The organism is Maritimimonas sp. 2405UD52-3 (genome assembly GCF_056591715.1).
In genome coordinates this window covers 181,264-192,776 of the sequence record NZ_JBWQOL010000002.1, presented here as the reverse complement: position 1 = coordinate 192,776, position 11,513 = coordinate 181,264, and the positions used below count along the sequence as shown (strand labels likewise).

The 11,513-nt window shown below is 34.7% G+C and carries 10 protein-coding genes; 3 read left to right on the top strand and 7 right to left on the bottom strand.

What is annotated here, in order from left to right; translation table 11 throughout:
* Positions 1-7 precede the first annotated feature (7 nt).
* From groL to miaB, 7 genes are all read right to left on the bottom strand, one after another.
* Positions 8-1,642 carry a chaperonin GroEL gene (gene groL, locus AC1EU5_RS05010; RefSeq protein ID WP_480191269.1) on the bottom strand — a complete coding sequence of 545 codons (1,635 nt, stop codon included), beginning with the start codon at positions 1,640-1,642 and terminating at the stop codon, positions 8-10.
* A 47-nt stretch (positions 1,643-1,689) separates the two neighbouring features.
* Positions 1,690-1,968, bottom strand: coding sequence for a co-chaperone GroES (locus tag AC1EU5_RS05005; RefSeq protein ID WP_480191268.1), 279 nt, complete (start codon positions 1,966-1,968; stop codon positions 1,690-1,692).
* 150 nt (positions 1,969-2,118) lie between these two features.
* The gene (gene secG / locus AC1EU5_RS05000; protein ID WP_480191267.1) at positions 2,119-2,469 is read right to left on the bottom strand and encodes a preprotein translocase subunit SecG; all 351 of its coding nucleotides are present in this window, start codon (positions 2,467-2,469) and stop codon (positions 2,119-2,121) included.
* Positions 2,470-2,471: 2 nt separating this feature from the next.
* Positions 2,472-3,275, bottom strand: a complete 804-nt coding sequence (locus tag AC1EU5_RS04995) for a tetratricopeptide repeat protein (protein WP_480191266.1) — start codon at positions 3,273-3,275, stop codon at positions 2,472-2,474.
* A gap of 1 nt (position 3,276) precedes the next feature.
* A complete protein-coding gene (locus AC1EU5_RS04990) occupies positions 3,277-3,783 on the bottom strand; it encodes an LptE family protein (RefSeq protein ID WP_480191265.1) in 507 nt (168 codons plus the stop codon).
* Between the two features lie 40 nt (positions 3,784-3,823).
* Positions 3,824-5,062, bottom strand: coding sequence for a sigma-54 interaction domain-containing protein (locus AC1EU5_RS04985; protein WP_480191264.1), 1,239 nt, complete (start codon positions 5,060-5,062; stop codon positions 3,824-3,826).
* Between the two features lie 107 nt (positions 5,063-5,169).
* The gene (miaB, locus tag AC1EU5_RS04980; protein ID WP_480191263.1) at positions 5,170-6,621 is read right to left on the bottom strand and encodes a tRNA (N6-isopentenyl adenosine(37)-C2)-methylthiotransferase MiaB; all 1,452 of its coding nucleotides are present in this window, start codon (positions 6,619-6,621) and stop codon (positions 5,170-5,172) included.
* A gap of 77 nt (positions 6,622-6,698) precedes the next feature.
* On the opposite strand from miaB, the gene AC1EU5_RS04975 reads away from it, so the two are divergent.
* From AC1EU5_RS04975 to AC1EU5_RS04965, 3 genes are all read left to right on the top strand, one after another.
* Positions 6,699-7,646, top strand: coding sequence for a lipid A-modifier LpxR family protein (locus AC1EU5_RS04975; protein ID WP_480191262.1), 948 nt, complete (start codon positions 6,699-6,701; stop codon positions 7,644-7,646).
* A gap of 114 nt (positions 7,647-7,760) precedes the next feature.
* Positions 7,761-10,235 carry a type I DNA topoisomerase gene (gene topA / locus AC1EU5_RS04970; protein ID WP_480191261.1) on the top strand — a complete coding sequence of 825 codons (2,475 nt, stop codon included), beginning with the start codon at positions 7,761-7,763 and terminating at the stop codon, positions 10,233-10,235.
* A 44-nt stretch (positions 10,236-10,279) separates the two neighbouring features.
* The gene (locus AC1EU5_RS04965; protein ID WP_480191260.1) at positions 10,280-11,437 is read left to right on the top strand and encodes a formimidoylglutamase; all 1,158 of its coding nucleotides are present in this window, start codon (positions 10,280-10,282) and stop codon (positions 11,435-11,437) included.
* Positions 11,438-11,513 lie beyond the last annotated feature (76 nt).

Sequence of the window (11,513 nt, the reverse complement as noted above, 5' to 3'; positions counted from 1 at the left end):
TTTGATACTACATCATCCCTGGCATTCCACCACCGCCCATTGGAGGCATAGCTGGAGGAGTATCTTCTTTAATATCTACTAAAGCACATTCTGTAGTTAAGATCATACCAGCCACAGAAGCAGCATTCTCTAAGGCAATACGTGTTACTTTAGTTGGATCAATGATTCCAGCTTTTAGCATGTTTACATACTCATCAGTTTTAGCATTAAAACCAAAGTCTTTTTTACCTTCAATAACCTTAGCTACTACAACAGAACCTTCACCACCTGAATTTTCAACAATAGTTCTAAGAGGAGACTCGAGTGCCTTTTCTACAATGCTTACACCTGTAGATTCGTCTGCGTTTTCTACTTTTATTTCGTTTAAAGCATCTTTAGCGCGCACTAAGGCAACACCACCACCTGCAACAATACCTTCTTCAACAGCAGCTCTGGTTGCGTGTAATGCATCATCAACTCTGTCTTTCTTTTCTTTCATTTCTACTTCAGATGCAGCACCTACATATAATACTGCAACACCACCGGCAAGTTTAGCTAGTCTCTCTTGAAGTTTTTCTCTGTCATAATCAGAAGTCGTCGTTTCAATCTGAGCTTTAATCTGGTTTACTCTACCTTTAATATCAGTTTTCTTACCACTTCCATTTACAACAGTAGTATTGTCTTTGTCAATGGTAACACGCTCAGAAGTACCTAACATATCAATTGTAGTATTTTCTAAAGTAAATCCTCTTTCTTCAGAAATAACAGTACCACCTGTAAGGATAGCAATATCTTCTAACATTGCTTTGCGTCTGTCACCAAATCCAGGTGCTTTTACAGCAGCAATCTTTAAAGCACCTCTTAATTTATTTACTACCAATGTAGCAAGAGCTTCACCTTCAACATCCTCAGCAATAATTAAAAGTGGTTTTCCAGTTTGTGCTACCGGCTCTAATATTGGCATCAGATCTTTCATTGAAGAAATCTTCTTATCATACAATAAAATATATGGACTTTCAAGATCTGTAATCATTTTCTCTGAATCTGTTACAAAGTAAGGCGACAAATATCCTCTGTCAAATTGCATACCTTCAACAATATCCACATACGTGTCAGTACCTTTGGCTTCTTCTACCGTAATCACACCTTCTTTACCTACTTTTTCAAAAGCTTCGGCAATCAAATCTCCTACTGACTCATCATTATTTGCTGAAATAGAAGCCACCTGCTTGATTTTATCAATCTTATTACCTACTACTTGTGATTGCTTTGCTAGATCAGAAACAATAGTATCAACTGCTTTATCAATACCACGTTTTAAATCCATTGGGTTTGCTCCAGCAGCTACGTTTTTTAAACCTTCTTTTACAATTGCTTGTGCTAATACCGTAGCGGTTGTTGTACCATCTCCGGCAAGATCATTAGTTTTAGAAGCAACTTCTTTTACCATTTGAGCTCCCATATTTTCTAGGTTGTCTTCTAACTCAATTTCTTTAGCTACAGAAACCCCGTCTTTAGTAATAGCTGGACCTCCAAAAGCTTTGCCAATTACAACATTACGCCCTTTAGGTCCTAAGGTTACTTTTACTGCATTTGCCAATGCATCAACACCACGTTTAAGTCCGTCGCGTGCCTCTATGTCAAATTTTATATCTTTTGCCATTTTATTTTAAATGTTTTAATGTTATTCGTTAAGATTTGATTTAAGATTTAGATGATAGCTAAAATGTCGCTTTCTCTCATTATAAGGTAGTCTTTGCCATCTAGTTTTAGCTCGGTGCCAGCATATTTACCATATAAAACGGTATCACCAACTTTAACTGTAGTTGGCTCATCTTTCGTGCCTTTACCTACGGCTACTACTTTACCTTGTTGAGGTTTTTCTTTTGCAGAATCTGGTATGTAAATACCAGAAGCAGTTTTAGTTTCTGAAGCCTTTGCTTCTATAACCACTCTATCAGCCAATGGTTTGATGTTTAGTTTACTCATTTTAGTATTAGTTTATTGTTAATTTTCTTTTCTTGTTTTTACTAAAAGTATGCCAATTGATGAAATATGACATTTTGTAATTCTTCTGAAAATAAAAAATGCCAACGTGTCATTTCACATTGGCATTTCCATCAATATAAAGTATTTGAATTAGTTCGTTGAGTCTGGTTGAGAAGTAGCTCCATTCTGAACATCATCTAATGTAGGAACATCATCTCTTACTTCTCTATCGTTTATAGTGTTTTCCAACTGCGAATTTGTATCAACTGTATTTCTTTCAATTGCAAAATTTGATAATAAGATCAAAGCAAATAAAGAAATTGCCAATGTCCAAGTAGTTCTATCTAAGAAATTGGTTGTGCTTTGAACACCACCTAAATTCTGAGTTCCTTGTCCGCCAAAAGAAGACGACAAACCACCTCCTTTAGGATTCTGTACCATCACAATAAGTATTAACAATATAGCTACTATAATTATTAAGACTAAAAATATGTTGAACATAATTAAGAATTATTTTTTTGTAAAAATTTGACCGCTTTAATTCGGTCTGCAAAGAAACCACTTTTTTCTGGATATTTCAAACTTAAAATTCTAAAAGCTTTGATGGCTTTACCATACTTTTTTTGCTCTAAATAAACCCTTGCTAGTGTTTCAGTCATTAAGCTTTCATCTTCTTGAGTACTCTCTAAAGAAATGTCAAAAATTTTGGTAGTTGCAGTAGGTTTGATCTTAGGTTTGGTTGCAATAAATTGCTCTATAAGTTCAAAGTTTTTATTCTTTTGAACTACAGATTCTTCACTATGTTCTTTTTGCTCAGCTATTTCTTCTCGTTCAATTGGAGTAAATGATGCTAATTGTAACCATTCATTAAAAGAATATTTTTCTGACTTATCGAATTCAAGAGGTTCACCAATTTGAAGACTCTCAAGAATTGGCTTTTTCTTGATTTGAACAGCATCTACTACATATACCTCTTCAGGCATTATAGTTTCAGTTTCAAGAACTTCAAGATCAACAACTTCAGCATCCTGAATCTGTGTTTCTTCTTTTTGCTGCTCTTTTTCTACATCAAGCGTATCGCTGGTAATAAAGTCAAATAAAATAGTTCTATTTGTAGTATATGCAGCTGCTTTTTTAAGAGCTTTATTGTACTGAAAGCTCTGCTGCTTTTTTAAACCTTTTAGATGAATGACATGTGCCACCTGAAAATAGGGGTAGCTTTTCGTAATATTTTCAATAGTGCTAGTTTGCTCTTTGGTAATAGAGCAAGGTTCTTTGATGAGTTGATTGAATTCTGATAATTTCATATTACCATTTAGCTACTGAAGCATTAAAAATATCCTGCGTTATGCGATCAAAAATTTCTGTAACGGCATCCTCCAAAACACTACCTGTTAACTGAGAGTTAGCATCAAAATCAGAAAAAAATGTAAAAGATTGGTCAAAATCATCATCGGGTACAAGTCTATTATAAAAACGTACTCTAACCGTAATTGTTAACCTACTTTGTGCCGCTGTTTGCTCTGCTGTAGCACTTACGGGAAGTGTTCTAAACTCAGTTATTTCACCTTCAAAATGTAAATCACCTCCTGATTGAACTAAATCCAAATTTGTTTGCCTTAGGAAGAGGTCTTGTAAAGCCAAAGTAAATGTCTGACTCAATGTTGGCTCAACCAAAGGAGCGTTATTAGGAAAATAATCAACCTGTATGGTTTTTGCATCACCAGTACTACCACCAGTGAACGAATAATTTACACTACAACCAATTAGGGTAAGTGTAAATAATAATAAAAATAAGTACGATACTTTTTTCATTGATTTGAGCCTCAACAAATAAACAATTAAACTAACTGAATTACAAATCGAATTGTTTAATTTTTCGATAAAGGGTTCTTTCGGAGATTCCTAATTCTTTAGCAGCTAGTTTACGCTTGTTATTATTTCGTTCAAGTGCTTTTTTAATCATCTCAAATTCTTTTTCCTGCAATGATAAGCTTTCTTCTACATCTTCAACTTCTTGATAGCGGTCAACCGGAGCTTCAAAAGTGTCTCTTTTTTGAGGTTGAATGATCTCTACCAGATTGCTAGTGTCATCATTTTCATGTTCATCACCATATATTTTTTGAATGAGTCGTTCATTGTCTTCTTTGAATTGTACACCATTACCACTTTCCATCAATTCCATGGTTAATTTCTTAAGGTCATTAATGTCATTCTTCATATCAAATAAGACCTTATATAAGATCTCACGTTCATTAGCAAAATCACTTGACGATGATTTCTGTTCAACAAGTGCAGGAAAGTTCTGAGTGCTATCTGGAAGATAATTTCTAAGTGTATTTGCTGAAATAGTCCTGTTTTGTTCTATAACAGATATTTGTTCTGTTATGTTGCGCAGCTGGCGGATGTTTCCTCTCCAGACGTAATTTTGTAAAATACCAATGGCATCAGGTTCCAAGCGAATTGTTGGCATATTGTATTTCTGTGCAAAATCTGAAGCAAATTTTCTAAATAATAAATGAATATCTTCTTTACGCTTTCTGAGCGCTGGTAGATTTATTTCAACTGTGCTTAAACGATAGTAAAGATCTTCACGAAATTTTCCTTTTTGAATGGCTTCTAGCATATTTAGGTTGGTAGCCGCAACAATTCGCACATTGGTTTTTTGCACTTTACTAGAACCCACTTTTATGAATTCACCGTTTTCTAATACACGTAATAGGCGCACCTGAGTAGTTAATGGTAATTCACCAACTTCATCCAAAAAAATGGTACCTCCATCAGCAACTTCAAAATAACCATTTCTGGTTTGGGTAGCACCAGTAAAGGCTCCTTTCTCGTGCCCAAAAAGTTCACTATCAATCGTTCCTTCAGGAATCGCTCCACAGTTAACCGCTATGTATTTTGCATGTTTTCTATGCGATAGTTGATGTATAATCTTTGGAATACTTTCTTTACCTACACCACTTTCACCAGTTACCAAAACCGTAATATCAGTAGGAGCAACCCTCAATGTTTTTTCAATAGCACGATTTAGTAACTCATCGTTACCAATGATACCAAACCGTTGTTTTATGCTTTGTAAGTTTTCCATCATTTATTTCCCGTAAAAACGGGAATCTATTTTTATTTTATAAGACTCCGTATCAATACCGATCCTGATAGCTATCGGGACTATCGAGACGAAATAGCAATCGATTATCAATTATTTTCTGAGTACCCCACCGCAGTTCCTATCAGCGTAGCTGAGGTGCAATCTTCAATTTTCACATTCACAAAATCACCTAGTTTGTAATGCTCTTTTGGGAAGACAACAACAGTGTTTTGTGTATTACGTCCTTTCCAATAGGCATCAGATTTCTTGGAAGTACCCTCAATCAAAACCTCCTGGGTTTTACCAACGTGTTCTTTAGTTCTATATAAACTATGTTCCTGTTGAAGATTAATGATTTCCTGTAAGCGACGCTTTTTAACTTCTAGAGGCACATCATCTTCCATTTTCTTTGCGGCTAATGTTCCAGGGCGCTCAGAATAAGCAAACATAAATCCGAAACTATATTTTACAAAGTTCATCATATCTAATGTATCTTGATGATCTTCTTCTGTTTCACCGCAAAAACCTGCAATCATATCCTGGCTTAATGCCATTTCTGGGATGATTTTGTAGATGTCATTCACCAATTGCATATACTCTTCACGTGTATGCTGTCGGTTCATAGCTTTAAGCATTTTATTGCTGCCACTTTGAACAGGTAAGTGAATGTATTTGCATATATTTTTATGCTTAGCCATTACATGGATAACATCTAAAGTCATGTCTTGAGGATTAGATGTAGAAAAACGAAAACGCATTTTTGGGAATTCCATCGCGCACAAGTTTAACAACTGCGCAAAATTTACTGCAGTAGCCTGAGCGATTTCAGAAGCCTTATTGAAATCCTTTTTTAACCCACCACCATACCAAAGATAGCTATCAACATTTTGACCCAATAAAGTAACTTCCTTAAAGTTTTTATCCTTTAATTCTTGAATCTCCTGAAGGATACTTTTAGGATCGCGACTACGTTCACGTCCACGTGTAAAGGGTACAACACAAAAAGTGCACATGTTGTCACAACCTCTTGTGATAGAGACAAAAGCCGAAACTCCATTTGTATTCAAACGCACAGGTGAGACATCACCGTAGGTTTCATCTTTTGAAAGAATAACATTTACAGCATCCCGACCTGCTTCCACTTCCTGAACTAAATTGGGTAAATCACGATACGCGTCAGGACCAACAACCAAATCAACAATTTTTTCTTCTTCTAAAAATTTTGACTTAAGCCTTTCTGCCATGCATCCTAGAACTCCAACTTTCATAGTAGGATTAATGTCTTTTATCTTATTGTAATACTGAAGACGTTTACGTACAGTTTGCTCTGCTTTGTCACGTATAGAGCAGGTATTCACTAATACAAGATCTGCATCTTCTAATTGTTGCGTAGTATTAAAGCCTTCCTTAGCCAATATGGAAGCAACAATCTCACTATCATTCATGTTCATTTGGCAACCATAACTTTCTATAAATAACTTTTTACGATTTCCTTCAACGTGTTCTGTAACTAAGGCTTTGCCTTGTTTTTTTTCTTCTATTACTTTTTCCTCGCGCATTGGTTCAAATTGGGTTGCAAATATACAACCAAAAATTAGATATACTGACAAACTGACAGTCTTTTTGTGTTGTAGTTTTGTTAAATTTAGGGCTCCTTACAAATGCTAAATACTTGGTTTTAAATCGTGTTATAATTCTTCTATTTTTTTGTAGTAATTGCCTTTATAGTCAAAAAGATAATCAGCAAATTGAGTTGAGGATAGATAATGATCAATTTTTACTTATGGATCAATATTACACGAATGGAATATTCTTGACCTATAAAAGAGCATTGAAAAATGGAGTTTTACTTTTTAATAAAGACTCATTCAAGTTACAATATGAGTTAAGTGTAGGGCAGCAAATGTATACTCCAAGTAAAATCAAACGAACTGAAATAATTGATTTAGATCGCCCTTATGCCGGATGGCTCTTTGCAAAACTAAGGTTTGGGGGAATCAAAGATAAATCAGCTTTCTTTCTAGGTGCTGAAACCGGAATTACGGGAAAGGAATCTTTAGCTCAAGATTTTCAAAATTGGATACATACTTCATTTAACTTGGGTAAACGAGCAACTTGGGTAGAACAAATAGAATACAAGTGGTTGTTTGATTTAGAAGTGAATTATTTTACGACCATAGTATCAGGAAAATATTATTCATTGTTGTATGAAAATTTATCAAGAGTAGGCACTAAGGATATTTTCATAGAAAATGCTATCAATTTTTATATTGGTAGATTTAATAATTTAAAAAATTCTTCCAGAAATGGAGTTGTAGATTCTAACAGATCAGATGAGTTGTTTGGATTTATTTCTTTGGGTCATCGTTTTGTAGAACATAATACACTCATTGAAGGTAGTTTAGATGGAAATGATATTTTATACACTGAGGATGCTGTAAAGCATGTTTTTAAACCTAAGTTTGGAATTGTATATAAATATAGAAGAACAACTTTAAAACTTATTTATAGTCTAAATACAAAAGAGATAGCTACTAATTCGTTTCATGGTTTTGGTTCTTTTTCATATAGTATAAATTTCTAATTTCATGCATTGTTGGTTGTCATAAATTAACATTAAAAATTACCTCTTAAATCGGCAGATTTTGAGCATACAATATTTTTCATATACATTTGTACCCTTAAAATTAACCACAGAATGGCAAAAAATCTAGTAATTGTTGAGTCACCTGCAAAGGCAAAAACCATTGAGAAATTTCTTGGAAAGGATTTTCAGGTAGAGTCTAGTTTTGGTCATATTGCAGATCTCCCTTCAAAAGAGTTAGGTATTAATGTTGAAGGTGATTTCATGCCAAAATATAAAGTATCAACAGATAAAAAAGCTGTGGTTAAAAAGCTAAAGGACCTAGCTAAAAAAGCAGAGATGGTATGGTTGGCGTCTGATGAGGATCGTGAAGGGGAAGCAATTGCCTGGCATCTTTATGAGCAACTTAAGCTTGAGCGTGAGAAGACCAAACGTATTGTTTTTCACGAAATTACCGAAAAAGCCATTAAGTGGGCGGTTGAAAACCCCAGAAGTATTGATTATAATTTGGTCAATGCACAACAAGCAAGGCGCGTATTAGATAGATTAGTGGGCTATGAATTATCTCCCGTATTATGGCGTAAGGTAAAAGGAGGGTTGTCAGCAGGGAGGGTCCAGTCAGTCGCAGTTCGTTTAATTGTAGAACGTGAACGTGAAATTGAAAATTTTAACCCAGTTGCTTCTTATAGAATAGATGCTGAGTTTATTAATAAGAATGGTAAAAAATTCAAAGCGAAGCTTCCTAAGAATTTTAAAACCAGAGAAGAAGCTGAAAATTTTTTAAGATCATGCGCTGATGCCACATTTACGATTGCTGACTTGCAGAAGAAACCCGCTAAAAAATCTCCGGCTGCACCTTTTACAACTTCTACATTACAGCAAGAAGCTTCACGAAAATTATCATTTCCTGTAGCCAAGACTATGTTAATGGCGCAACGCTTATATGAAGCAGGTCTCATTACTTATATGAGAACTGATAGTGTTAACTTGTCAGATGATGCTAAAAATGCTGCACAAGATGAGATTACTAAATCATATGGTGAACAGTATAGTAAACCTAGAAATTTTAAATCTAAATCTAAAGGTGCTCAAGAAGCACACGAGGCTATTAGACCTACCAATATGGGACGACATTCAGTTTCTGTTGATTATGATCAAAATAGATTGTATGATCTCATTTGGAAACGTACCATTGCTTCGCAAATGAGCGAGGCACAATTAGAACGTACTAATGTTAAAATAGCCAACAATAGAAATGGTGAAGTTCTAACTGCTAATGGAGAAGTAATTAAATTTGAGGGGTTCTTAAAAGTATATCTTGAAGGTACAGATACTGAAGAGGAAGAAGCAGGTATGTTACCTCAATTAACTGTTAGCGAACAAGTGGCCAATGGATATATTACTGCAACAGAAAGGTATACCCGTCCGCCTGCTCGTTTTACTGAAGCTTCGTTGGTAAAACAATTAGAAGAATTAGGTATTGGAAGGCCATCTACATATGCACCTACTATTTCTACCATACAACGTAGAGAATATGTGGTTAAGGGTACTGTTGAAGGAAATCCTAGAGATTACATACAGTTAAAATTAAAAAATGGCCAGATTATTGATACTTCCCTAACGGAAAAGGTAGGTTCAGATAAAGGAAAACTAGTACCAACGGATATTGGTAAAATAGTAAATGATTTTTTGGTTGAGAATTTTGAATCAATCTTAGATTACGGATTTACCGCCAAGGTTGAAGAAGAATTTGATACCATAGCCGACGGCAAGGAGAATTGGACAGAAATGATCAAGGATTTTTACCATGATTTTCATCCAAGTGTAGAAGATGTTATTGAGAATGCTGAGCGTGCCAAAGGAGAGCGTCTATTAGGAGTTGATCCTGACTCCGGTAAAAATGTATACGCCAGATTGGGTCGTTTTGGAGCGATGGTACAAATAGGGGAGGCTTCTGATGAAGAAAAACCAAAATTTGCCAGCTTACAAGGAGAGCAGACTTTGAGCAATATTACTTTTGAGCAAGCCATGGATTTGTTCAAATTACCTAAAACAATTGGTGAATATGAGGGCAAAGAGGTAGTAGTGTCAAACGGTCGTTATGGACCTTTTATAAGGTTTGATAAATTATTTGTATCATTAGATAAAGGTGAAGACCCACTTTCGGTTGAAATGGACAGAGCCATCGCACTTATTAAAGCAAAGCAAGAAGCTGATGCACCAATTGCCACTTTTCAAAATTTGCCAGTGCAAAAAGGAAAAGGACGTTTTGGACCTTTTATAAAATGGAACAATATGTTCATCAATGTTAATAAGAAATATGATTTTGAGAACCTCTCTCAAAATGATATCGTTGAATTGATTGAAGATAAGATCCAAAAAGAGAAAGACAAACTTATCCATCATTGGGAAGAAGAAGGTATTCGTGTTGAAAAAGCACGTTGGGGACGTTTTAATATCATAAAAGGTAAAACAAAAATAGAATTACCTAAGACTACTAATGCTAAAGAATTGACTTTAGATCAGGTAAAGGAAATGATAGAAAAGAAGGCTCCTAAGAAGAAACGAGCAACAGCTAAAAAAAAGTAATACTATTAGCATTTTTATATTAGTTTTGCATTTTCCTAGATGCAATGAGTTTTGAAATTCTTCAACCCGTAAGTGAAGCTTTAGTAGCACATACACAATTATTACCTGATCAATCTTTAGGGAAATACATAGATATTCATTCTAAACAATTTGGTGTTCCAGATATTGATGATGTGCACCTTGCAATTGTTGGTGTGCTTGAAGATAGAAATGCCATTAATAATATAGGATGTGGTAATGACCTTTCTGATGTTAGAAAAAACATCTATGATCTCTTTCCTGGTAATTGGTTTTCTAAGATTGTTGATTTAGGAGATATTCCACAAGGAAACCAAATAGACGACACATATTTTGCCTTAAAAGAAGTTGTAACTGAACTCGTAAAGAAAAATATAGTACCTATTATTATAGGAGGAGGACAAGATCTTACCTATATAAATTATAGAGCTTATGATGATCTTGAGCAGACAGTCAATTTAACGGTTGTTGACAATAGGTTTGATTTAGGAAGTATAGATGATGATCTTTCTTCTCAATCATATTTGAGTAAGATTGTTATGGAAAAACCTAACAACCTTTTCAATTTTAATAATATAGGATATCAAACTTTTTTCAACTCTCAAGAGGAAATTACTTTATTAGAGAAATTGTATTTTGATGCTTATAGGTTGGGCGAAGTTGCTACTGATGTAAAAATAGTAGAACCGGTTATGCGTGATGCTGATATTGTGAGTATAGATATTGGTGCTATAAGACGAACGGAAGCACCGGCAAATAATAATGCTGTTCCAAATGGATTTTATGGTGAAGTCATTTGTGCCGTAGCTCGCTATGCAGGCATTAGTGATAAAGTGTCCTCTTTTGGTATCTACGAATACAATTCAAAATATGATGAGCAAGATCAAACAGCTCAATTAATTTCTCAAATCATTTGGTATTTCATTGAAGGCTACAACTTCAGAACAAATGAATATCCGTTTACTTCAAAAAAAGATTATAAAAAGTATATAGTTCCGGTTGAAGATATTACCATTAACTTCTTTAAGAGTAATAGATCTGACCGCTGGTGGATGGAAGTTTCACACCAGAATACTAAACTCCCAAAACGCACGTTAATACCCTGTACCTACCAAGATTATTTGGATGCAAATAACCAGGTAATTCCAGACAGGTGGTATAAAACGTTTAGAAAATTAAATTAGTTATACACTAAACATAATTTTTTAGCGTTCTTAAAGTGATCTCAACGTCGAGATCGAAGTTATTTTTAATTAAAAA

Coding starts and splice junctions, on each gene's coding strand:
- topA (WP_480191261.1), top strand. CDS start 7,761: ATGGCAAAAAATCTAGTAATTGTTGAGTCACCTGCAAAGGCAAAAACC.
- AC1EU5_RS04965 (WP_480191260.1), top strand. CDS start 10,280: ATGAGTTTTGAAATTCTTCAACCCGTAAGTGAAGCTTTAGTAGCACAT.
- miaB (WP_480191263.1), bottom strand. CDS start 6,621: ATGCGCGAGGAAAAAGTAATAGAAGAAAAAAAACAAGGCAAAGCCTTA.
- AC1EU5_RS04985 (WP_480191264.1), bottom strand. CDS start 5,062: ATGGAAAACTTACAAAGCATAAAACAACGGTTTGGTATCATTGGTAAC.
- AC1EU5_RS04990 (WP_480191265.1), bottom strand. CDS start 3,783: ATGAAAAAAGTATCGTACTTATTTTTATTATTATTTACACTTACCCTA.
- secG (WP_480191267.1), bottom strand. CDS start 2,469: ATGTTCAACATATTTTTAGTCTTAATAATTATAGTAGCTATATTGTTA.
- AC1EU5_RS04995 (WP_480191266.1), bottom strand. CDS start 3,275: ATGAAATTATCAGAATTCAATCAACTCATCAAAGAACCTTGCTCTATT.
- groL (WP_480191269.1), bottom strand. CDS start 1,642: ATGGCAAAAGATATAAAATTTGACATAGAGGCACGCGACGGACTTAAA.
- AC1EU5_RS05005 (WP_480191268.1), bottom strand. CDS start 1,968: ATGAGTAAACTAAACATCAAACCATTGGCTGATAGAGTGGTTATAGAA.